The sequence below is a fragment of the Kaistella soli genome, from assembly GCF_019038595.1.
Classification (GTDB): domain Bacteria; phylum Bacteroidota; class Bacteroidia; order Flavobacteriales; family Weeksellaceae; genus Kaistella; species Kaistella soli.
Map to the genome: position 1 here is coordinate 378,739 of NZ_JAHOPF010000003.1, position 22,837 is coordinate 401,575.

At 40.0% G+C, this 22,837-nt stretch carries 19 protein-coding genes; 5 read left to right on the forward strand and 14 right to left on the reverse strand.

Features of this window, described 5'->3' with window-relative positions; all coding sequences use genetic code 11:
• Positions 1-2: 2 nt before the first annotated feature.
• From KSK37_RS07460 to ric, 5 genes are all read left to right on the forward strand, one after another.
• On the forward strand, positions 3-4,787 hold the full coding sequence (locus tag KSK37_RS07460) for a translocation/assembly module TamB domain-containing protein (RefSeq protein WP_217200513.1): 4,785 nt from the start codon (positions 3-5) through the stop codon (positions 4,785-4,787).
• Between the two features lie 130 nt (positions 4,788-4,917).
• Positions 4,918-5,388 (forward strand): Lrp/AsnC family transcriptional regulator, encoded by a 471-nt coding sequence (locus KSK37_RS07465; protein WP_088359780.1) that lies wholly within the window; start codon positions 4,918-4,920, stop codon positions 5,386-5,388.
• Between the two features lie 70 nt (positions 5,389-5,458).
• The gene (locus KSK37_RS07470; protein ID WP_217200514.1) at positions 5,459-5,833 is read left to right on the forward strand and encodes a hypothetical protein; all 375 of its coding nucleotides are present in this window, start codon (positions 5,459-5,461) and stop codon (positions 5,831-5,833) included.
• A gap of 11 nt (positions 5,834-5,844) precedes the next feature.
• Complete coding sequence (locus KSK37_RS07475) at positions 5,845-6,276, forward strand: RrF2 family transcriptional regulator (RefSeq protein ID WP_088359782.1); 432 nt, start codon at positions 5,845-5,847, stop codon at positions 6,274-6,276.
• 129 nt (positions 6,277-6,405) lie between these two features.
• Positions 6,406-7,119, forward strand: coding sequence for an iron-sulfur cluster repair di-iron protein (ric, locus tag KSK37_RS07480; protein WP_217200515.1), 714 nt, complete (start codon positions 6,406-6,408; stop codon positions 7,117-7,119).
• Between the two features lie 83 nt (positions 7,120-7,202).
• On the opposite strand, the gene KSK37_RS07485 is transcribed toward ric, so the two are convergent.
• The 14 genes from KSK37_RS07485 to KSK37_RS07550 form a co-directional block, all read right to left on the reverse strand.
• A complete protein-coding gene (locus KSK37_RS07485) occupies positions 7,203-7,880 on the reverse strand; it encodes a hypothetical protein (protein WP_217200516.1) in 678 nt (225 codons plus the stop codon).
• A 176-nt stretch (positions 7,881-8,056) separates the two neighbouring features.
• Entirely contained in the window at positions 8,057-9,004 is a 948-nt protein-coding gene (locus tag KSK37_RS07490) for a transketolase family protein (protein ID WP_217200518.1), read from the reverse strand.
• Between the two features lie 67 nt (positions 9,005-9,071).
• Positions 9,072-9,923: a transketolase gene (locus KSK37_RS07495; protein ID WP_217200520.1), complete on the reverse strand. Its 852-nt coding sequence runs from the start codon at positions 9,921-9,923 to the stop codon at positions 9,072-9,074.
• A 96-nt stretch (positions 9,924-10,019) separates the two neighbouring features.
• Complete coding sequence (locus KSK37_RS07500) at positions 10,020-11,456, reverse strand: sodium:solute symporter (protein ID WP_217200522.1); 1,437 nt, start codon at positions 11,454-11,456, stop codon at positions 10,020-10,022.
• Positions 11,457-11,741: 285 nt separating this feature from the next.
• Entirely contained in the window at positions 11,742-12,026 is a 285-nt protein-coding gene (locus tag KSK37_RS07505; protein WP_217200524.1) for a GNAT family N-acetyltransferase, read from the reverse strand.
• Positions 12,023-12,427: an OsmC family protein gene (locus KSK37_RS07510; protein ID WP_217200526.1), complete on the reverse strand. Its 405-nt coding sequence runs from the start codon at positions 12,425-12,427 to the stop codon at positions 12,023-12,025. Before KSK37_RS07510 ends, KSK37_RS07505 begins: the two co-directional genes overlap by 4 nt.
• A gap of 114 nt (positions 12,428-12,541) precedes the next feature.
• Positions 12,542-14,047, reverse strand: coding sequence for a catalase (locus tag KSK37_RS07515; protein WP_217200528.1), 1,506 nt, complete (start codon positions 14,045-14,047; stop codon positions 12,542-12,544).
• A gap of 141 nt (positions 14,048-14,188) precedes the next feature.
• Positions 14,189-15,097: a pirin family protein gene (locus tag KSK37_RS07520; protein WP_217200529.1), complete on the reverse strand. Its 909-nt coding sequence runs from the start codon at positions 15,095-15,097 to the stop codon at positions 14,189-14,191.
• Positions 15,098-15,149: 52 nt separating this feature from the next.
• Complete coding sequence (locus KSK37_RS07525) at positions 15,150-16,196, reverse strand: LLM class flavin-dependent oxidoreductase (RefSeq protein WP_217200531.1); 1,047 nt, start codon at positions 16,194-16,196, stop codon at positions 15,150-15,152.
• A gap of 34 nt (positions 16,197-16,230) precedes the next feature.
• Positions 16,231-16,887, reverse strand: coding sequence for an NAD(P)-dependent oxidoreductase (locus KSK37_RS07530; RefSeq protein ID WP_217200533.1), 657 nt, complete (start codon positions 16,885-16,887; stop codon positions 16,231-16,233).
• Positions 16,888-16,992: 105 nt separating this feature from the next.
• Positions 16,993-17,868 carry a pirin family protein gene (locus tag KSK37_RS07535; protein ID WP_217200535.1) on the reverse strand — a complete coding sequence of 292 codons (876 nt, stop codon included), beginning with the start codon at positions 17,866-17,868 and terminating at the stop codon, positions 16,993-16,995.
• 189 nt (positions 17,869-18,057) lie between these two features.
• On the reverse strand, positions 18,058-19,458 hold the full coding sequence (locus tag KSK37_RS07540; protein ID WP_217200537.1) for an MFS transporter: 1,401 nt from the start codon (positions 19,456-19,458) through the stop codon (positions 18,058-18,060).
• Between the two features lie 68 nt (positions 19,459-19,526).
• Complete coding sequence (gene asnB / locus KSK37_RS07545) at positions 19,527-21,197, reverse strand: asparagine synthase B (RefSeq protein ID WP_217200539.1); 1,671 nt, start codon at positions 21,195-21,197, stop codon at positions 19,527-19,529.
• A 381-nt stretch (positions 21,198-21,578) separates the two neighbouring features.
• Positions 21,579-22,784, reverse strand: coding sequence for an RsmB/NOP family class I SAM-dependent RNA methyltransferase (locus KSK37_RS07550; RefSeq protein ID WP_217200541.1), 1,206 nt, complete (start codon positions 22,782-22,784; stop codon positions 21,579-21,581).
• Between the last annotated feature and the right edge of the window lie 53 nt (positions 22,785-22,837).

A 22,837-nucleotide genomic window follows, 5' to 3' on the forward strand; every position in this document is an offset into this window, starting at 1 on the left:
CAATGGCAAATTTAGAGAATAATAACGATAACGAAAATAAAAAATCGATCGCAGAGAATATCGGAGCTTCTGTGCAGAAAGGTGTTGAAAATGTTCAGGGCACGGTAAAAGAAACCGTAAAAGGTGCGGCAGAACTGGCGTCAGATGCTATTACTCATCCGGTGGAAACGGCCGGTGAATTCGTTCAGCAGGCTGCGAAAGATGTTACCAACTATAAATGGTGGGCAAAACTGCTTTTGGTTTTGTTTTGGGTTTCTCTATTTCTTGTGGCTTCTTTTTTTGTGATTGTGAGCTTGCCGGCTACCAAAAACTGGGCTGCACAAAAGGTGATTGAAAAACTAAACACTGATCTGAAATCGCAGATGTCTTTCAAAAGCGTAGACATTAATTATTTTGGAGATATTCATATTCACGAAGTTGCGGTAAAGGATTATAAAAATTTCCCTTTTCTTAAAGCTAAAGAACTTTATGCAGATTCCAACTGGTTTTCTATTATCAGCAATTCGCGGAATCTTCAGTTCCAGTCATTATCCTTAGAAAACCTCGACTTAAAAGTTATTACTTATAAAGGCGACAGCATTTCCAACTTTATCCGCTTCGTTGATTTGTTCAATACACCTTCTCCTACGGTAAAACGAGAGCCTTTTCAACTAAAATCCAGAGTGTTTATTACTGATTCGAAGATTTCGATTATTAATGAAAACAGTGAAGGGGAACAGGGAAAGTGGCTATCAGCCGAAAATGTAAATCTGGTAGTGCCTGAACTGAAAGTAAACGGGTCCGATGTCTTTGCACAGATCAATAATATGAGATTCACCACAGAAAGATGGGGAAAGAAGCATATTGTCGATACTTTTTCAACTGATCTGGCACTTACTAAAGATTTTATGTTTTTAAAAGATCTAACTCTCAATACTGATCATTCACTGCTTCAGGGAGATATTAAATTTAATCTTAATGATGGCTCCTGGGCTGATTTTTCTGACAAGGTGAAATGGGAAATGAAAATGATGCAGGGAAGCCAGATCAGCGGTTACGATATCAGCTATTTCGTGACCAACTGGGATAATTATAAGCCGTTTAATATTTCGGGAGAAATGACCGGGCCGCTGAATAATTTCTACCTCGACAATTTTCTCATAAGAAATCCACAGGTAAATATCCGGACTCAGAAAATGAAAGTTGCGAATCTCCTGAAAGGTAATTTCCAGATAGAAACCGATAAACTTTCCACCGATTTTACTTACAAGGAACTGAAAAATATGATGCCGACTTTCATTTCTTCAAAAATGAAAAATTTTGCTGATGATTTCGGAAGATTAAAATATAACGGTGCGGTAAGAGTTAATCCCCGACAGGTTTTCGTATCCAACGCTACCTTGATTACAGGGATCGGTCAGGCAAAAATCAGTAATTTTTATTTAGACAATTACAGTTCTAACCTGCCAAAATACCGTGGATTTGCTGACGTTAGAGATTTAAATACTTCTGTGATTACAAAAAACAAACAGGTGGGTCTAATCTCAGGCAAGTTTAATTTACAGGGAGAAAGTTTCGATGTGAATACAATGAGGCTGAAAACACGCTCTCAGATTTCCAAAATCGAGATCATGAATAAGGAAATTAACAATGTTTTTCTCGACGGTGTACTTGATCATAAAACATACAGAGGAATTGTAAATGTAAATGATGAACAGGCAAAGGCTGATGTAAAAGGATTTATCGATTTCCGGACCAATAAGCTTTTTGCTGACATCAATGCCAATGTGAAATATTTAAATATCAATTATTTTAACGGCGGAAAAGGAAATCAAATCGTTACAGGCTTGGTCGATGGTAAGATCTCAATGACCAATCTGAATGATTTAAATCTTGATGCAGATTTACGAAGTGTAACATTTGCAAATGCCACCCAGAAATTCCTGATTCCTAACGCGAAGGTAAAAGCTTTCTTTGAAAACGGAAACCGTGTCGTGTCGGTGGATGCTCCCGGCGCTGTGAACGGACAGATTTCGGGTAAATTCAATCTTGGGGATTTAATGGGAATGGTTCAGAACGGTTTCGGAAAAATTCTGGTAGGACCGCCGCCACGAAAATTATACAGAGGACAGAGTTTTACCATGAATTTTGATGTGAAACAAGGGCTTGTAAATTATTTCGAACCTGATCTTCAGATTCCTAAAGGTGCCTCCGTAAGTGGTTCTTATGATGGTAATTCCAATAATTTGATTCTGAATGTAGATGCAGCAGCGCTGAAATACATCATGACAAAGAAACAGGAAATTACCGATGCAGATAAAGCTTTGGCTGCGGCTAATCCGGCATATAAAATTACGGAGCGCGACAAGATTACCCGTGACAGTGCAATGGTGGACAGCCTGATGGTAAGAATAAACACAGCAAATCTTGAGGAGCAGATATTTGCCAAAGTGAACAGGGTAGAATACAACAAGAATATTCTGAAAGATATAATGCTGAGAGGACGGAATGAAAATAATCGGATTCTGCATATCGCTGCAAATTTCAAGCACGGAAGTCCTGAAGACGAAATAAAGCAGACACTGAAAGAATATGCCGTGAATCTCAATCAGACAACAAATTCTGCAGGCGATTACGTTTTCAGATTTGAACCGACGACTGTTAAGTTCAATAATGTCGCATGGAGCATAGATACTTCGCCGGAACTAAATCATTCCATTACATACCGAAAGAAAGCTGGTGATTTTCTCATTCAGAATTTGCGGCTTTATTCTGATAACAGCGAACTGTTTTTAAAAGATGCTGTCTTTAAATCTGCTAAAGATTTCTCGGCTGACGGTGATGTTAAAAATCTTGATATTGCTAAAGTGTTTGCGTTGACCAACAGTGATAACAGTATGGATATCCAGGGAACCGCGAACGGTACTTTCAATATAAAAATGGACAAAAACAATCTGGAGCCGCTGATCGATCTGAATATTACAGATATTCTGATGAACGGAAAGGATATGGGAAATGTTGTAATTTCAGCAAAGAAAAGCAGCGTTCCTAACGTTTTTGACGTGGATGCAAAAGTAGTTTCGGCAGGAATTATTGGCGATAACAATCTGCATCTGACGGGAACCATCAATAACAACACTTCATCACCAACGCTTAATCTTGTTGCGGATATGAATGAATTCGATATTGCATTTGCGCAGGAATTTGTGAAAGGTGTTTTCGGAAATCTTCGAGGAAAAGCATCAGGCGAACTAAAAATTTCAGGTAAGCTGAGCGACCTTGATTACAGTGGTGATATTGCGATGAAAAACATGGGGCTGAAGCTGAATTTTACCGGTGTGGATTATTCATTCGACGATACGGTAATTTCACTTTCGAGAGGTTTGGCGGTATTAAATGATATTGGCGTTCGGGATGGAAGATCCAATTCAAGAGGATCAATTTCGGGAGCTATACAGTTTGAAACGCTGGCTTCAATGGGCGTTAACTTAGTAATGAGGGCAGATAATTTAATGCTTCTGAACACTACACAGAAAGATTTTGATCTCTTTTGGGGGAGAATTTACGGTACCGGAACGCTGTATGTAGACGGACCGGTTTCTGCTTTGAGTATTTCGACCCCGGAAATGAGGGCTTTAAATAACAGTGTATTTACCTTTAATTCGAATTCCACCTCCAATGTTGAGGAATTTAAAATGCTGCGTTTCCTGAAAAGAGATGAAGCAGGCGTAGTTTCACTTGAAGAGAAAAAGCGTTCAAGCGCCAATATGAATATTGATTTCACGATTGCTGTTGACAAAGGAACTACAGTAAACGTTCTTGTAGGAGATGATATCGGAGATATTACCGTTCGCGGAAATTCTGATAAACTGCGTTTCAGAATGGGAAGAACCGGAGCCATTTCAATGAACGGAAATTATTTTGTGGACAACGGTACATTTGTTTCGAAAGCCATTTTGAACAGAACTTTCCAGATTACAAAAGGCAGCAGTATCCGTTGGGATGGTGACGCCATGGCACCTGAGCTGGATATTAATGCCACCTATTTAAGAACGGTAACCAATGCAGGTTCCTATTTAGGTATGGGAAGTTTACAGCCGGTTAATGTGTTGCTTTCAACCCGGATTACCCAAACCCTTAATAATCCAAAAATTGAACTGGGAGTTTCCGCACAGGATGTTTCGAGTAATTTAAAAGAAACGTTGGCACAGAAAATGAGCAACGAGGACGAAAAAATTATTCAGTTCGGTTCTGTTTTGGTGATGAGCAGTTTTAATGAAGCGAATGCCGGTTTCGGAAATCTTAATTTAGGAAATACTCTGGAGACTTCGGGTTATAATATGCTTTTCAAACAGCTGGGGTCTGTATTAAATACCATCAGCAATGAGTTTCAGGTTGATTTAAATTATCTGAAAGGAGACTCAAATTCCAACAGTGGCGACAGAGCAAATGCAAGTGTGAGTTTTGCACTATCACCGAGAGTAAAAGTAAAAACAGGACTTGGTGTTCCTATCTCAAAATCTGAAAATACCAATGCGGAATATCTTTCCGGCGAAGGAATTGTGGAGTATGACTGGTCGAAGAAAAACGACGGTACAAGACTTCTGAGAGCTTATTCCAAACCGAGCAATATTGGACTTAGCGGTGCGGCTGCCGGAAATGCAGGTGCGAACCAAAGCTATGGAGTTGGGGTTGTTTATAGTAAAAGTTTCAATACCTTGTTCAAAAGAAAGAAAAAGGATAAAAAATCTCAATCTGTAAAAGTGGAAAGTAAAAGAGATTCTATTAAAAAAGATACAATAAAATAAGAATTATAGTATGAATTATATCATTTGCGTTAAAACTTGTTAATGTTTCGCTAAATTTTTTCATTTTAATATTTTTTCGTAAATTTGCAAAAATATTCACGTAGTAATATTAAATGTATAAATTTTAGAAATGAATTATCAACTTGACGAAATAGATAAAAAAATCCTTGATTTTTTAGTAGAAAACACCAGAATGCCCTTCACTGAAATCGCCAAACAAATGGACGTTTCTGCCGGGACTATTCACGTGAGAGTTAAAAAAATGGAAGACGCAGGAATTATCCTCGGTTCTTCCCTTAACATTGATTATGGTAAATTAGATTATCATTTTACTGCCTTTATAGGGATTCTTCTTACTAAATCTAACAGAACTCAGGAAGTTTTGAAAGAATTAACCACTATTCCAAACGTTATCGAGGCAAGCGTAATCTCCGGAAAATATAATATCTTCTGCAAAGTAAGAGCTAAAAATACCGAAGACGCAAAAAGAATTATTTACCAGATCGATGATATCCAGGATGTTATGAGAACTGAAAGTATGATCTCTATGGAAGAATATATTTCAGATAAGAACAGACTGATTGATGCGGTTTCAATTTAAGACTTAAACTGATTTTTAACAGTAAAAAAACTTTTGAATCTATTCAAAAGTTTTTTTTAATTTTACCCCTATGAATGACGATTTTTCCAACGAAAGCCCAAAAAAGGATTTAGGATTTATTTTATCACTTTGTGCCCTGTTATTATTCAGTCTGATGGGAATTGGGATTGATTCCGACGAATATCTGCAAAAAACAGATCTTAATATTCCGGGGTTTTATTTCCTTCTTATTTTCTTTACAGATCTTTTGATGATTATCGGGCTTCTGCTCATCTTTTTTTACAGAAAAATTGGGGTGTATCTTTTTCCTGTGGCCGTTGTTATGCATTTTATGCTGCACAATTACTATCTCTCTACTTTTTTATATACCGATGTTACCAATCTTTTCCTTTATATTTCTGTAGGATTACTCGCATTTATTCCAAAATGGAAATTCTTTAAATAAATTTTCACCAAATGTTTTCTAAAGCCTGCGAATACGCCATTAAAGCAACCATTTACATTGCCCAGCAAAGTCTGGAAAATAAACGTGTAAATGTAAAGGAAGTCGCAGATTCGGTGAATGCACCCGTTGCATTCACCGCAAAGATTCTGCAGCAGCTCTGCCGTGAAAATATCCTGCAGTCGGTTCGTGGTAAACAGGGAGGATTTGTTTTTGATGAAACGAAACAGAAGGCCTTTAGAATCTATGACCTTGTCCGTATTATCGATGGTGACTCGCTTTTCACAAGCTGCGGTTTGGGTCTGCACGAATGTTCGTCAGTGAATCCATGTCCCGTACACGAAGATTTCAGTTTTGTAAGAAACAGTTTAGTCGCAATGACTCAGAAATATTCCTTCTACGAGCTGGCTTTAAAAACCGAAAACGGCTTAGCCTGGCTTAAATAGAAATTCCAATTCACTTTCCCGTTTTCTTTGATTACAATCCATGATTTATTTCATTATTCTTAATTAAGATAAATTTGTCCGAATTAAAATTATTGTTTACATTTGTCCTATAATTATAAACCGAATAAAATGTTAACCAAAGAAAAAACCATAGGCGATTTTGTAGCAGAAGATTTCAGAACCGCAGAAATATTCAGAAAATATAAAATTGATTTCTGCTGTAAAGGAGGAAGAACCATAGAAGAGGCCTGCGAAAAGAAAAGCATTAAGCCTGAAGATATTTACGCTGATCTTGAAAATTTGCCAACCGAAAAATCAGGTGAAATCGATTTTAATTCCTGGCCGCTTGATCTGCTGGCAGATTATGTGGAGAAAACGCATCACCGTTATGTGGAGGAAAAATCTGCGGTAATCATTCCGTTTTTAAATAAACTTTGCAAAGTTCACGGCGACAGACATCCGGAATTATTTGAGATTAATGAACTTTTTATCGGAAGCGCCCAGGATTTGGGAGCACACATGAAAAAAGAAGAACTGATCCTTTTTCCTTTCATCCGTAAAATGGTTGCTGCGAAAAGAAGCGGAGAATCTCTGGAAGCACCGCGTTTCGGAACAGTAGAAAATCCTGTGGAGATGATGAAGCACGAACATGAAGTGGAAGGTGAAAGATTTGTGAAAATCGCTGAGCTGACCAATAATTACCAGTTTCCGGCCGATGCGTGCGGCACTTATCAGGTGACTTTTAAGATGTTGGAAGATTTCGAAAAGGATCTTCACAGACATATCCACTTAGAAAACAATATACTTTTCCCTAAAGCAATTGCAATGGAGAAGACATTTTAAATATTTCCATCATTTGTGTTAATTGTGAAAACCGTCTCAGAAATTTCTGAAACGGTTTTTTTTATCTTAATTAGGTCTGAATTTTAGAAAAGTGCCACCTGCAGAAAACCGCCGATATTATTTTCATTATGCTTTAACGGCCCATAATATTCCATATTGGCTCCGACCCCGAATGTGAATTCTTTGACGGTAACTCCTGCTCTTGCGCGAAAATAACTTCTGGTGTGCAGATCGGCAGACATCGCGTGAACATACGTTCCCTGAAGGCGCGAATAGAATCTCCATTGATCATTAATTTCCGGTTTGTATTCTACAATTCCGAATCCTTCGATATTGGCATTTTTGCTTAAATCTACTCTTGGCATTGCAATAACAAGCCAGTCAGGATTTGCGTAAGTATAGATTAAAGCCGCTGACGGACGGATTCCGCCCGGTGTGCTTTGAAATCCCGCTCCGAATTTTACTCCTTTAAAAAGATCAACGGTAGCCTTACCGATAACCATCATATCAATCAGCTGATCGTTTCCCCAGTCAGAGTTAAAATCAGTTACCCCGAAAAACCCAATTTTTGGCGCGCTTTTCAGTTTTTTATCCAAGGTAAGCTGGAAAGAAACTCCGCGGCTTCCGGGCATTACTTCCACATTTACAGGCGGATTCTGAATCGGTGCAGCTTCAGTTTCCTGTGCTGAAACGGTTATTCCTGCGCATAAAGCAAACGCCGCGAGGGAAAGTTTTAAAGGGTTTTTAATTTTGTCAGTCATTTATTCAGTTTTAATTGATGACTAACGAAAATATCATAAATGAGAATTGAATTTCAGGACATTTAAGATGAATTGTAGGATTTTTTGGTGAAAGGTTTTGAGTAAATGTTTTTATGATTAATTTTAATAAAAAAAACACGCCGTAAAGCGTGTTTAATTATCTATTTTAAAAGAAATTATTTCTCCAAAATTCGCTTTACCGCATCCTTCACGGCAGCTGAATCGATTTTGTATTTTTTCATCAGTTCCTCAGGTGTCGCAGACTCTCCGAAAGTATCGTTAACGGCAACAAATTCCTGTCTGGTAGGTCTTTTTCTTGCCAGCATTCCGGCAACAGACTCGCCTAAACCTCCTAAATAATTATGCTCTTCCGCAGTAACTATTTTTCCGGTCTTTTCTACAGATTTCAGAATGATCTCTTCATCCAAAGGTTTGATGGTGTGAATGTTAATCAGCTCACAGGAAATTCCCTCTTTTTCCAGTTCATCGGCAGCAACAAGAGATTCCCAAACCAAATGTCCGGTAGCAACGATCGTTACATCTGTCCCTTCCTGTAAGAGAATTCCTTTTCCGATCTCGAACGGCATGTCTTCCGGAATAAAAACCGGAACAACAGGTCGCCCAAATCTTAAATAAACAGGACCGTCAAAATCAGCAATTGCCAATGTTGCGGCTTTGGTCTGGTTGTAATCACAAGTATTGATTACGGTCATTCCAGGAAGCATTTTCATCATTCCGATATCTTCCAGAACCTGGTGTGTTGCGCCGTCTTCACCCAAAGTTAATCCCGCGTGAGAAGCACAGATCTTTACATTTTTATTGGAATACGCGATCGACTGGCGGATCTGGTCATAAACCCGTGATGTTGAAAAGTTCGCGAAAGTTCCTGTAAAAGGAATTTTACCGTTAATGGTTAAACCTGCTGCGATTCCCATCATATTGGCTTCTGCAATACCAACCTGGATAAATCTTTTCGGTGCTTTTTCAATGAATTTCTCCATTTTCAAAGATCCGATGAGGTCAGCACAAAGTGCAACAACATTGGGATTTTTATCAGCAAGTTCAGCTAATCCGGCTCCGAAACCGCTTCTTGTATCTTTTTTTTCTGTATATGTATATTTCATGAGAAGGTAAGTTAGATTGAGTTTTTACTCCTGAAACCTTTGGGCTTCATTTTTTTAATCAGAGAATTTAATAATCAGCAGGTGCTTCTAAATACAACTGTTTGAAAGCGGTGTCTAACTGCTCATCATTCGGTGCTTTTCCGTGCCATGCGTGAGTTCCTGTCATGAAATCAACCCCATAACCCATTTCGGTATGAAGAATAATGGCGACAGGTTTTCCGTTTCCGATTTCTGCTTTTGCTTTTTCAAGAGTGGAGATCACGGTTTCCAGATCGTTTCCGTTTTTTTCGTCAATGACTTTCCAGCCGAAAGCTTCCAGTTTTGCATGCAGATCACCTAAACTCAATACATCTTCCGTATCACCGTCAATTTGTCTTCCGTTATAATCAATTGTTGCAATAATATTGTCCACTTTTTTAGCAGCAGCAAACATTAAGGCTTCCCAGATTTGTCCTTCCTGCAATTCTCCGTCTCCGTGAAGGGTATAAACCAAAGATTGGTCACCGTCTAATTTTTTAGCCAAAGCAGCGCCTATCGCAACAGAAAGTCCCTGTCCAAGAGAACCTGAGGCAATGCGGATGCCGGGTAAACCTTCATGTGTTGTCGGGTGGCCCTGAAGTCTGGAATCCAGTTTTCTGAAAGTGGCGAGTTCTTCTACCGGAAAAAATCCGAAACGGGAAAGGGTAGAGTAGAACACGGGAGAAATGTGTCCGTTGGAAAGGAAGAATAGATCTTCATTTTTACCTTCCATGGTGAAAGGCAGTTTGTAATTCATAACTTTCCCATAAAGTGCGGTAAAGTATTCAGTACATCCAAGGCTTCCACCGGGATGACCGGAATTCACAGCGTGAACCATTCTCAAAATGTCTCTTCTGATCTGTGTTGTAAGAGATTTCAGCTCCTCAATGCTTTTGCTCATTATTTTGATTTATTTGTATGCGAATTTACAAATTTCCAATGGTTTCTGGAAATGAAAAATCCGGGTTTTTGGCCCGGATGAAGTTATTTGAATCAATTATTTTTTCCGGATCAGCCATAATCCGATAAATGTGAGTAATCCGTTGATAATCAGCAATTCCAATCCGATTTTGAAATCTCCGAACATGTTTTCCTGATATTTATCAATAAAATAAGAAATCAGCGGCGCTGCAATGCAGACATAAGGAACCAGCCTGTCCTGAACTCTGAATTTTGTGAAAATACCGAAGGCGAAAAGCCCCAGAAGCGGACCGTAAGTAAACCCTGCAAGTTTTAAAATCAGACCAATCATCGAATTGTCGTTGATCAGTTTAAAGATGATCACCATAATTAAAAACGCAAAGGCAACAATCAGGTGGATTTTTTTTCTGAATTTTTCTTTCTCTTTCGGAGAGATCGGTTTTTCTTTTAATCCAAAAATATCAATACAGAGCGAAGAAGTAAGCGCCGTCATCGCACCGTCCGCACTTGGGAAAAGTGCCGAAATCAGAGCTACAATAAAGATAATCGAAATAAATGGCGGCATATGATTCAGCGCAATGTCCGGGAAAAGCTGATCGCCTGAGCTTGCAACGTGTTCTGTAGTTCCGTAAAGGTGCAGCAATCCGCCCATAAACAGAAATAGAGAAATCACACCTACCAGAATAATTCCAAGAACTACCATGTTTTTCTGCGAATCTTTCAGTTTGGTTACGGAAAGGGATTTCTGCATCATTTCCTGATCAATTCCTGTCATTGTAATCGTGATAAATGCGCCGGCCAGAATCTGTTTAAAGAAAAATGCTTTGCTGTCCACATCGGTATTGAAAACTTCCGTATACCCCAGCTTATTCATTGCGGAAATACTTTCGGTGAAATTCAGACCAAGGTGGTTCATCATGTAAACGGAGCAGATGATCAACCCTAAAAGCATACAGGTAGTCTGCAGCGTATCAGTCCACACAATAGTTTTCACACCACCTTCATAGGTGTAGAGAATAATCATGGCGAGAATCACTAAAGTTGTTACAATAAACGGCACTCCTAAACTGTCGAGAATTGAAAACTGTAAAATGTTTACCACCAGATAGAGCCTTGCTGTTGCGCCTACTAAACGCGAAACGATGAAAATCCAGGCGCCGGATTTATAAGAAATTTCACCCATTCTTTCCTGAAGATAGCCATAAATGGACGTGAGTTTCAGGCGGTAATAAAGTGGTAAAAGGACGTATGCAATGATGATATAACCAATCAGATAGCCGATTGTAATCTGTAAATAATGAAATTTATCCGCGCCTACAGCACCGGGAACGGAGACAAAAGTAACGCCCGAAAGCGAAGTGCCGATCATCCCGAAAGCCACTAGCATCCAGTTGCTTTTTCGGTTTCCGATAAAAAAACTCTCGTTGTTACTGCCCTTTCCGGTTCGGTAAGCAACCCAAAGCAAGATTGCAAAATAGGCGATAATAATACTCAGCAGCACATACGGATTCATAATATTTTCTTTAAAGTTGCACAAATATAGTTTTTTTGAGGAATTTGGATAAACATTTGAAACCCCAGAAATCTGAATTTGACTTTTTGGGCGCCTTTTCCGGCTCTCACTACTCGCTTTTTCCGGTTTTTTAGCGCGCGGCGAAGCCGCGCGCTAAAAAACCAGAAAAGAGCTCAGACATGCCGTTCGATCCGGGGCGCAGACCCGTTTATAATGCAAAATATGATAAAAAAAACCTTTCAGTATTTGCTTACTGAAAGGCTGTATTTTAACGAAAATAACTTGTTAAGCTAGAACGTCCTGAAGTTCTGCATTCTTGGCAATGGTCGCTTTCGCATACGGACAAAGCGGAATTACTTTTTTACCGTTTTTTCTGGCATAGTTCACTCCCGCATAAACCAGCTGTTTCGCCAGCCCTTTACCGTTGTAAGCTTCATCCACCTCGGTGTGATCGATAATAAACTTGTCTTCTCCTGCCCAGGTATAGGTCATTTCACCAGCTTTTTTGCCGTCAAAATAAATTTCAAATACGCCTTTTTTTTCGTTGTTGGTCTGTCTGATTTCTGTCATTGTTCTGTATAATTTGTATTTACTTCTATATTTCCGTTTAAAATTTTGTGTACAGGACAGGTATCTGCCACTTTCCGAAGGGTTTGGAGTTGATCGGCATCCAGATTTGCATTTCCATAACTGACGGTTCTGGTGAAAACAGTGGTTTTGGTCTCAGGATTTTTCTCCAGATTCACTTCGATATTTATTTTTTCAACTTCCCACTGTTTGCGGTCGATATAACTTCGCAAAGTTGCTGCGGTACAGCTTGCAAGCGATGTAGCCAATATTTCAAAAGGGTTAAAACCTCTGTTTTCTCCCCCTTTTTCAAACGGTTCATCGGTGATGAGCTTATTTTCCCCTGCAGTGACTTCAGTATAATATTTTGTTGTTCCCAGCACTGCTTTTACGCTAACTCCCATGATGATCTTTATTTTTTAAATTCCTATTCCGAATTTCGCTGCAATATTTTCAGCATTTAGTATTCATGAATAAAAGTGGAAAATCAATTTAATTTTCCACTTCTTTTTTCAGATTTATGATTTTCCCGGTGCCCACTGATCGTAAGGAGCCATATCGAAGTTAAAAACTTCCAGCATATCCAATCCCAATGCTTTTGCTACGCCTTCCCCATATTCCGGATCGGCTTTATAGCAGTTTCTGATGTGGCGGATCTGAATGAATTTTTCGGCACCGCCCACATTGGCTGCGGTATTATTAAACAGTGCCTCAGCTTTCCCGTCGGCTTTGATAATTCTGAACAAATCTCCAGGCTGAGTGAAATAATCTTCATCATCGTCCCGGAAATTGTGTGCATACGCATCGCCCGACAGCTCCAGAGGAGGTTCCTTCGTTTCAGGATGGTCCTGCCATTCGCCGTAGCTATTCGGTTCATAATGTTTTGTCGCACCATAATTTCCGTCAACGCGCATCTGGCCGTCTCTATGGAAGGCATGATAAGGACATCTCGGCTTATTTACCGGAATCTGAAAATGATTCACGCCCAAACGGTAACGCTGCGCATCGCCGTAAGAAAATAATCTTCCCTGAAGCATTTTGTCTGGTGAAAATCCAATTCCGGGAACAATATTCGTTGGATTGAAGGCGGCCTGTTCCACATCCTGAAAATAGTTTTCCGGATTTTTATTGAGTTCAAATTCACCTACTTCAATTAATGGAAAATCTTTTTTCGACCATACTTTCGTTAAATCGAACGGATGAAAACGGTACGTTTTGGCCTGCTCTTCGGTCATAATCTGTACAAACATTTTCCATTTCGGGAAATTTCCTTTTTCAATGTTTTCAAATAAATCTCTTTGTGCAGATTCACGGTCCATTCCGATTAATTTTCCGGCTTCTTCATCACTTAAATTTTCAATTCCCTGCTGGGTTCTGAAATGGAATTTTACCCAATGCCGTACATTCGCATGATTGATAAAGCTGTAGGTATGGCTTCCGAAACCGTGCATATGCCGGTATCCATGAGGGATTCCGCGGTCGCTCATCACGATGGTTACCTGATGCAGTGATTCAGGAAGCAGAGTCCAGAAATCCCAGTTGTTATTGGCACTCCGCATGTTGGTTTTAGGATCACGTTTTACGGCATGGTTCAGATCCGGAAATTTCATCGGGTCACGGAAAAAGAAAACCGGTGTGTTATTTCCCACCAAATCCCAAATTCCTTCATCGGTATAAAATTTTAATGCAAATCCTCGGATATCTCTTTCTGCATCGGCAGCGCCGCGTTCTCCGGCAACGGTGGAAAACCTTGCAAACATTTCTGTTTTTTTGCCGATTTCATTAAAGATATGCGCTTTGGTATATTGCGAAATATCGTGGGTCACGGTGAAAGTTCCGAAAGCTCCGGAGCCTTTCGCATGCATTCTTCTTTCCGGAATTACTTCTCTGTCAAAGTTGGCCATTTTTTCAAGAAACCAAAAATCCTGCATCAGCATAGGTCCTCTTGGTCCGGCGGTCTGTACATTCTGATTGTCGGGAACAGGTGCTCCGGTCTGTCTTGTGAGTTTTTTCTTTTCTTCCATGATTATGATATTTTGTAAGATAAAGTTACAAATTAAAATAGCTTAATATCATTCATTTTGTCTAATACAATGATAATATTGTTATGACAGAAGAAGATTTTGATGTTCTAATTCTCAAAATATTAAAGAGTTAAAACCCAGTTACTTAGAAAGTTTTGAATTTAAAATGGCTTTCGGAAGCGGCACAAATTCTTTTTCATCACCAGGAACCAAAGGAAACGCCTCGTGGTTCTGCTGATTCCAGTTTTGTTTTGCCTGCTCAATGATTTCTTTATCTGAGTTAACAAAGTTCCAGAAAATGAAACGTTCTTCTTCAAAAGGTTCTCCGCCAAAAAGATAGACCGTAGAATTTTCACAGATTTCAAATTCGCATAGCGTGGCATTCTTTGCAATGAGCAGCTGTTTTCCGGAAAATGTATTTGCTTCAATATTTACATTTCCATCCAGAACATACATGGCCACTTCACCGAATAATTCTTTTCCAATATTGATTTTTTGTGCTGTTTCGCTTTTAATTTCAATAAAAAATAATTCAGAATGAACAGGAACCGGCGATTTCTGTCCAAAAAGTTCGCCTGCAATCAGTTTATACTGTAGGTCACCCTCAGTCCAAACCGGAATATCCGAAGCTTCCGTGTGGTGAAAAGCCGGCTCACTTTGTTCCAGATCTTTCGGCAGACCTACCCAGATTTGAAAACCATGAAGGTGTTTTTCGGTATGTCTTAAATATTCCGGAGTCCGTTCAGAATGTACAACGCCTTTGCCCGCCGTCATCCAGTTTACAGCGCCGGGTTTTATTTCGATATCGTTTCCAAGGCTGTCTTTGTGCTGAATGGAACCTTCAAAAAGATAGGTAAGCGTGGAAAGTCCGATATGCAGATGCGGTGCCACATCGAGATTCTGATAATCTTTCAGCGCGACAGGACCCATGTGATCGATGAATACAAACGGACCTATCGCTCTTTTTTCACGGAACGGAAGCAGCCTTCCTACTAAAAAGTTACCGATGTCGGCGGCTTTTTCTTCTATAATTAATCCGATGTTTGACATGACTGATTCAATTTTTATTTTATAGAATTTAATTAAAAACAGGATTAAGGATTTAATTAACGCCTAACCGTCTTTTTACTTCCGGAATAACTTTGGTGGCGAAAAGTTCAATAGATTTCATCGTCAGTTCGTGCGGAACAAATCCTAAACTTGCCTGTGCAAAAAACCGGGTAAATCCGAAAAGTTCATATTCATAAATGAGCTTTTCAACTACCTGTTCCACGCTTCCGACCATTAGCGAACCTTCCGGACCGCGCATATATTCGAACTGATCACGCGTCATCGGCTGCCAACCGCGGCTCTTGCCTACGCGGTCCATCATTTGTGCATAATAAGGGAAGAAATCGTCTGCTGCTTTTTCGCCATCCAGACCTACAAACATGTGGTTGTTGATTCCGACCTGCAAATCTTCAGGTTTCACGCCGTTTTCCAGCGCAGATTTTTTGTAAAGGTTAATGAAAGGAGTAAACTGACGCGGCATTCCGCCAATGATTGCAAGCATCAGAGGAAGATGAAGTTTTGCAGCTCTTACTGCAGAAGCCGGAGTGCCGCCAGCGGCCAGCCAAACCGGAATTTCTCCGTTTAACGCTCTTGGATAAACTCCTAAATCATGAATAGGTGCACGCAGATTTCCGCTCCATGAAATTTTTTCGTCTTTATTGATTTTAAGTAAAAGATCAAGTTTTTCTTCGAAAAGTTCGTTGTAATCATTTAAATCAAATCCGAACAGAGGAAATGATTCTATGAAAGAACCTCGTCCCGCCATGATTTCTGCTCTTCCTCCGGAAATAGCGTCCATGGTTGCAAACTGCTGATAGACCCGAACCGGATCTTCTGAACTTAAAACGGTCACCGCACTCGTCAGTTTGATATTTTTTGTAACTGCCGCTGCTGCCGCGAGAACTGTTGTGGGCGAAGAAACTGCGTAATCAGGACGGTGATGTTCTCCAATTCCGAAAACATCAATGCCCAGTTCATCGGCCAGTTTTATTTCTTCTAAAAGATTCTGTATTCTTTGGTGGGCGTTGATTCCTTTGCCTGCAACCGTTTCCGGTGCCATATCAGCAAAAGTCATTAAGCCGAATTCTAATTTTTTCATGTAAAAAGGTTTGATCTGAGCTTATTTAAATGAATTAATAAGCCGCTGTAAAAATCTGATGACTGAATTTTTTGTTTTCGATTTCATCTGCTATGGCTATCGCTAAATCCTGTACCGAATGTCTTGAACGTCCTTCGTTGTCAAAAACCGGCGAATCTGTCCCCAAACGGTATTTTCCGGTTTTTGCCTGATCTTCACTGAACACATTCATTTCTAAAGCAGGGCTGAAAAATTCCCAGTCGAGGATTTCGTTTTTAGAAAGGTTTTCGACAAAATATTTTTTCACTGCACTTGCTCCGGGATAAATTTCTTTCGGGAAATCCGGTCCGTCAACAATGTGATTTCCGTCAATTTTTAAAGTTCCGGCACCGCCGATGACGATAAGTCTTTTCACTCCGGATTTTTCCACTGCATTCTGGATCGCTTCTGCACCTTTCAGATACTCTTCGTGAATATTTGGATTTGTCCAGCCGGGATTGTAGGCGCTGATGACTGCATCGCTGCCTTTTAAGGCTTCCGCCAGATCTTCTTCACTGAAGATGTCAATGCTGTTTTTTTGAAGGTTTTCATTTTCAATGGTGATTTTATCCGGATTTCTTGCAATTGCATTTACCTGATAATTTCGATCTAAAAGTTCGTTAAGAATAGCGTTTCCTACAAAACCTGTTGCGCCTATAAGTGATATTTTCATTTTTTTAAATTTTTAAGTTGAATGGAATTATTTTTTTTCTTGATTAATTAAAGTTAGAGGAAAAAATAACAGCCAAAATCATCAGCTGCTATTTTTAACAAAACTTTAATCTTCCAGATAGCCGAATTTGCCGTTATTGTAATCGTCGAAAGCCTGAATTATTTCTTCACGCGAATTCATTACGAAGGGACCGTGGGGAAAAATAGGTTCATTTAAAGGTTCTCCGCTGATCACCAATACTATAGAATCTTCGGTAGCTTCGAAGGTAAAGTTTTCCCCTTCATTTCCGAATAAAACGAGATGGTCAGTCGGAACTTTTTCTCCGCCATTAACCACAACACTTCCTTCAATCACCAAAGCCGCTGTGTTGAAACCCGCCGGAAAACTGAAATCTGCCTTTCCGCCTTTTTTCAGTTTGGCGTTCATTAAATTCACAGGACTGAAAGTGGACGCCGGACCTTTTTCGCCGTTGTAATCACCTGCAATAACTTCGATGAATCCATTTTCGCCCAGATCAACATTTTTCATTTCTGAATTTTTGATGGCCTGATATTTCGGAGGGCTCATTTTGTCTTTAGCGGGAAGATTCACCCAAAGCTGCACCATCTGGAAAATGCCGCCTTCTTTGGCCCATTCTGTTTCATGAAATTCTTTATGAAGTACCCCGGAAGCTGCGGTCATCCACTGAACATCACCTTCACCGATAATTCCGCCGCCCCCTGCGCTGTCGCCATGTTCAACACGGCCTTTATAGGCGATTGTTACGGTTTCGAAGCCCCGGTGCGGATGCACGCCAACACCTCTTGGAGTGTCTGTTCCGGAAAAATGGAATTTCGAGTTGTAATCCAGCATAATGAAAGGATCCATTCTTTTCATGTCCAGACGGAATCCGCTTGGGATGAAGTTGTGTACTCTGAAGCCGTCTCCCACAAAATGTGGAGGTTTTGGCTGTACTATAATTTCTACTTTTTTAGTTGCCATTGTGTTATTTTTTTATCATACAAAAGTACTTCAGCAGAACTGCAAAAACATTGATGTAGGATAAGAATGTATATTGTTGTTTATCAGTTGTTTAATGCCTGAATTTAAAACACGGAGGATTATTGGTGTAGGTTTTTCTTTAAGAATGGAATTGATTTAAGCTGAACCTGATACAGAACAACATTATTCTCAGGATTTCATATTTTCGCCGTCTTTTGAATGAAGGCGACGGAAAACAAAACCTGAAAGAACGGTAAGAATACCAACCACAAAAAAGGTGTAACGGAATGCCAGATGAGGATTTCCGTGAAGTAAAGCGGTGTTGTTTTCGAAAAGTTTCAGCACAATTAATCCAAAAGCAATTCCGAAACCGATTGCCAGCTGCTGGTTGACGGCGAGTAATGAATTTCCGCTGCTGGTATGGGAATTCCGCAGATCTGCGATAGAAATGGTATTCATCGAAGTAAACTGAATGGAATTGAAAAACCCCAGTACCGCAATAATGGGCACATACCAATAAATTGAAGAATGCATTCCGGGAATGCCAAGACAGCAGATTAAAATTCCGATGATAAAAGTATTGGTCATTAAAGTTTTCCGGTAGCCGAATCTGTTTAAAATATTGATAACAGAGGATTTTCCGAACATTGCAGTTAAAGCCATTGGAGCGACAATCCAGCCGGAAATTACAGCGCTTTCGCCATAAGCAATCTGAATCATCAACGGCAAAAGCAACGGAATTGCGCTGATTCCTAATCTTGTTGCCAGGTTGCCTAAAATTCCGACGCGAAATGTTCTTACCTTAAATAAATTTAGCGGAAATATCGGATTTTTGGTTTTGCTGGCGTGTTTGTAATAGTAATAAATCATCAGAAAACCCAAGATAAAAATCAGTAAAACCGTGGTTGTGTTTGCTGTATTGCCGAACAGTTCCAGTGATATGGAAAGCAGAAGGGAAGCGGAGGCGAAAATGAGAAAACCTTTCAGATCAAATTCTGCCGCGATTGATTTGTAATTCGGCATGTATTTTAAACCCAGAATAATCCCAAGTAATCCAATCGGAATATTGATGATAAAAATCCAGTGCCAGGAAAGATAATCGACCATGTAACCGCCGACTAACGGACCGAGAACAGGCCCGATGAGTGCAGGAACAATTGCGAAATTCATCGCTTTTACCAATTCGTTTTTAGGAAAAGCTTTCATGAGCGCAAGTTTTCCCACCGGTGTCATCAAACTTCCGCCAACGCCCTGAATCACCCGTGAAATAACCAAATGCGTTAAGTTCTGCGAAAGTGCACAAAACAAAGACCCCAAACTGAAGATAACCAGGGAGAAAATAAATATTTTTTTTGTTCCGAATTTGTCTGCCAAAAATCCGCTGACCGGCATAAACAAAGCTAACGTCAATACATAACTGATGATTGCGTTCTGCATGTTGAGCGGCGATTCGTTTAAATCTTTTGCAATGGATGGGAGCGAGGTGTTGAGAATGGTAGAATCCAGCATCTGCATAAAAATTGCCGTGCCCAAAATCAAAGGGAGATATTTTTTTACAGATGTATTCTGGATTTCATTTTTTGCAAGCATCAAACAAATTTAAAAAAAAAATCCCGTGGAAAATTACGGGATTTAAAATGCTGATTTGATATGAAGAATTAATAACTGTCTTCGTGAACGCTGATCACAGCCCTTCCGCTTGGGTCATTAGCATTTTTAAAAGCTTCGTCCCATTCCAGCGCAATTGGTGTTGAACATGCAACTGACGGAACAGAAGGAACTGTCGCTGCGGCTGTTTCGCTTGGGAAATGTTCTTCAAAAATAGTTCTGTACCGGTATTCTTCTTTGTTTTGTGGCGTGTTCAGAGGGAAACGGAATTTTGCATTTTCCATCATTTCATCGCTTACTTCCTTTTCGGCGAGTTCCTTCAGTGAATCAATCCAGGAATATCCTACGCCATCAGAAAACTGTTCTTTCTGTCTCCACACGATACTTTCCGGAAGCAAATCTTCAAATGCTTTTCTCAAAACCCATTTCTCCATTTTTCCTTCGGCTTTGCTGATCATTTTATCTTTCGGGTTTACTGTCATCGCTACATCCATAAATTCCTTATCCAGAAAAGGAACTCTGCCTTCAATTCCCCAACTCATCAAGGCTTTGTTGGCTCTCAAACAGTCGTAAAGGTGAAGTTTGCCCAGTTTTCTTACTGTTTCGTCGTGGAATTCTTTGGCATTCGGGGCTTTATGGAAATAGAGATATCCCCCAAAAAGTTCATCGCTTCCTTCGCCGGAAAGCACCATTTTTATTCCCATTGATTTAATGACTCTTGCCAACAAATACATCGGCGTAGAAGCCCGAACGGTGGTTACATCATAAGTTTCAAGATGATAAATTACATCGCGAACAGCGTCCAAACCTTCCTGTACGGTGAAATGCACTTCATGGTGAATGGAACCAATATGATCTGCGGCTTTCTGTGCGGCCACTAAATCCGGCGAACCTTCCAAACCTACGGCAAAGCTGTGAAGCCGAGGATACCAGGCTTCCTGAGTGTCGCCGCTTTCAATTCTGTTTCTAGCGTATTTGGCGGTTACCGCGGCAATGATGGAAGAATCCAAACCGCCGGAAAGTAAGACTCCATATGGAACGTCGCTCATCAGCTGGCGGTGCACTGCGGCTTCGAGACTTTTTCTGATGGCTGAAATATCGGTTATATTGTCTTTTACATTCTTGAAATCTTCCCACTCTCGGTGATACCATTTCTGCATTTCATAACCGTCTTTGCTGTAAAGAAAATGTCCCGGCAGAAAAGTTTCTATGGTTTTGCAAACACCTTCCAGCGCCTTAAGCTCAGAAGCGACATAATAATTTCCATTTTTGTCCCAACCCTGATAAAGCGGGCAGATTCCCATATGGTCGCGGCCAACGAGATAAACCTCATTTTCCATGTCATAAAGAGCGAAGGCAAAAATTCCGTTGAGTTTTTCGAGGAAATCTTTTCCGTCTCTGCGGTATAAAGCCAAAATCACTTCACAGTCGGAATGGGTTAAAAATTCGTAATCGGGGAATTCTGCGCGCAGTTCCTGGTGGTTATAGATTTCGCCGTTGACTGCCAATACTACTTTTCCGTCTTTGGTAAAAAGCGGCTGTTTTCCGGAAGTTGGATCCACAATTGCCAGTCGCTCGTGGGAGAAAATTACTTTTTCGTCCTGGAAAATTCCGCACCAATCCGGGCCGCGGTGACGGATTTTCTTGGACATTTCTAATATTTGAGGACGAAGAACGTCCGTTTTTTGTTTTGCATCAAACAGGCATACAATTCCGCACATAGGTTTTATGATTTTATCCCGATCTTCATCAGGAGATAATTAATAATTAAAATTCTAATGCAAACTTAGAGTAAATGTTTATAAAACGAAACAAAAAATTGAAATATGGGAATATTTTACTGTAATTAAGTTTAAAAGCGGAAAAAGTTCAGTTGAAAAGGAAGTTTTCATGTTTTTGATTGAAAATTTTTAGAAGCACGAAGGTTGGGGGAGAAGCGTTTTTTCTTATAGCCCCGATTGCAGCGGCATCCTTTTGCGGAACGAAGTGCAGCAAAAGATATAGCGGAAAGCGGGACCGGACTTCAAACAAAGCGTATGTCCGGTTGCTCCTAAAAAAAGCCATTTCAACTGAAATGGCTTTTGTATTTATTAAAGTAATTATTAAGCGTTTCTTCCGATCAGTGCCATGTAGAAGCCGTCGAAGCCTTCACTTGGCATCACTTTTTCTTCTTTGATTAAAGTGAATCCCTGGTTGTTTTTGAGGAATGTCTCCACCTGTTCATTGTTTTCGCTGGGCAAAATAGAACATGTCGCGTAGATCATTTTTCCGCCTTTTTTAAGCATTTTGCTGTAATCCTGAAGGATCTGCTGCTGCTCATTTTTAATTCTGTCGATAAAATCCTGATCGATTTTCCATTTGGAATCCGGATTTCTTTTCAAAACTCCCAAGCCGGAACAAGGCGCATCGATCAGCACACGGTCGGCTTTCTCGTGAAGTCTTTTGATGACTTTATTGTCCTCGATAAAGCGGGTTTCGATATTGTGAGCGCCGGCTCTTTTCGCACGGCGTTTCAGTTCTGCAAGTTTCCACTCATAGATATCCAGCGCGATGATCTGTCCTTTGTTTCTCATCAAAGCTGCCAAGTGAAGGGTTTTTCCGCCGGCTCCTGCACATGCATCTACAACCCGCATTCCTTCCTGAACATCCAGAAGTTCACCGATTTTTTGCGAAGAAGCGTCCTGAACCTCGAACAAACCATCCTTGAAAGCTGAAGTAAGAAATACGTTTTTCTTTTCCTCAAGCTGAACGGCATCAGGATAATTTTTGATCTGGAAACTTTCCACATTTTCGTCTCTCAAATCGGAAACAAGTTCTTTAGCGGTTGTTTTCAGAGTATTTGCACGAAGAATCGTTGGTGCCTGCTCATTAAGCGCATACATTTCTCTTTCCCAGTTTTTGCCGAGTTCTTTCTCCAAAGTTTCAGCCAGCCATTCAGGAATTGAATATTCAATCGCTTTTGTCGGTACTGTGTTTTTCTTGAGTTTATTGAGGATATCCGCATTTTTTATTCCGTCGAACTCCTCGAATTTTTTATAATGCGTTTTTGTCCAAAGGCAGTATGTCAGAATCAGTTTATAGATATTGTTCGGTTTTACGCCTTCTCCCATATAATATTCGAGGCGTTTTTTCCATCTGATAATGTCGTAAAAGATCTGCGAAACCACTTTTCTGTCTTCGCTTCCCCATTGTCTGTGGGCTTTTAAAAGTCTTTCTATAACCTTATCGGCATATTTTCTGTCCTGAAAGAATGTTTCTTCTAAAGCGTCGTGAATTCCTATCAGTAAGTTTCTGTGTATGAGTTCCATTAAATGATTTTAAATTTAAGTTTCAGAATTTGTATCCTGAAATTTTTGCAAAA

Bases quoted from the DNA above. Each gene is read 5' to 3' on its own strand.
- KSK37_RS07535 (WP_217200535.1), bottom strand. From the start codon at position 17,868: ATGGCAACTAAAAAAGTAGAAATTATAGTACAGCCAAAACCTCCACAT.
- KSK37_RS07465 (WP_088359780.1), top strand. From the start codon at position 4,918: ATGAATTATCAACTTGACGAAATAGATAAAAAAATCCTTGATTTTTTA.
- KSK37_RS07550 (WP_217200541.1), bottom strand. From the start codon at position 22,784: ATGGAACTCATACACAGAAACTTACTGATAGGAATTCACGACGCTTTA.
- KSK37_RS07490 (WP_217200518.1), bottom strand. From the start codon at position 9,004: ATGAAATATACATATACAGAAAAAAAAGATACAAGAAGCGGTTTCGGA.
- ric (WP_217200515.1), top strand. From the start codon at position 6,406: ATGTTAACCAAAGAAAAAACCATAGGCGATTTTGTAGCAGAAGATTTC.
- KSK37_RS07540 (WP_217200537.1), bottom strand. From the start codon at position 19,458: ATGCTTGCAAAAAATGAAATCCAGAATACATCTGTAAAAAAATATCTC.
- KSK37_RS07520 (WP_217200529.1), bottom strand. From the start codon at position 15,097: ATGTCAAACATCGGATTAATTATAGAAGAAAAAGCCGCCGACATCGGT.
- KSK37_RS07485 (WP_217200516.1), bottom strand. From the start codon at position 7,880: ATGACTGACAAAATTAAAAACCCTTTAAAACTTTCCCTCGCGGCGTTT.
- KSK37_RS07510 (WP_217200526.1), bottom strand. From the start codon at position 12,427: ATGGGAGTTAGCGTAAAAGCAGTGCTGGGAACAACAAAATATTATACT.
- KSK37_RS07495 (WP_217200520.1), bottom strand. From the start codon at position 9,923: ATGAGCAAAAGCATTGAGGAGCTGAAATCTCTTACAACACAGATCAGA.
- KSK37_RS07525 (WP_217200531.1), bottom strand. From the start codon at position 16,196: ATGAAAAAATTAGAATTCGGCTTAATGACTTTTGCTGATATGGCACCG.
- KSK37_RS07460 (WP_217200513.1), top strand. From the start codon at position 3: ATGGCAAATTTAGAGAATAATAACGATAACGAAAATAAAAAATCGATC.
- KSK37_RS07500 (WP_217200522.1), bottom strand. From the start codon at position 11,456: ATGAATCCGTATGTGCTGCTGAGTATTATTATCGCCTATTTTGCAATC.
- KSK37_RS07505 (WP_217200524.1), bottom strand. From the start codon at position 12,026: ATGACAGAAATCAGACAGACCAACAACGAAAAAAAAGGCGTATTTGAA.
- KSK37_RS07470 (WP_217200514.1), top strand. From the start codon at position 5,459: ATGAATGACGATTTTTCCAACGAAAGCCCAAAAAAGGATTTAGGATTT.
- KSK37_RS07475 (WP_088359782.1), top strand. From the start codon at position 5,845: ATGTTTTCTAAAGCCTGCGAATACGCCATTAAAGCAACCATTTACATT.
- asnB (WP_217200539.1), bottom strand. From the start codon at position 21,197: ATGTGCGGAATTGTATGCCTGTTTGATGCAAAACAAAAAACGGACGTT.
- KSK37_RS07530 (WP_217200533.1), bottom strand. From the start codon at position 16,887: ATGAAAATATCACTTATAGGCGCAACAGGTTTTGTAGGAAACGCTATT.
- KSK37_RS07515 (WP_217200528.1), bottom strand. From the start codon at position 14,047: ATGGAAGAAAAGAAAAAACTCACAAGACAGACCGGAGCACCTGTTCCC.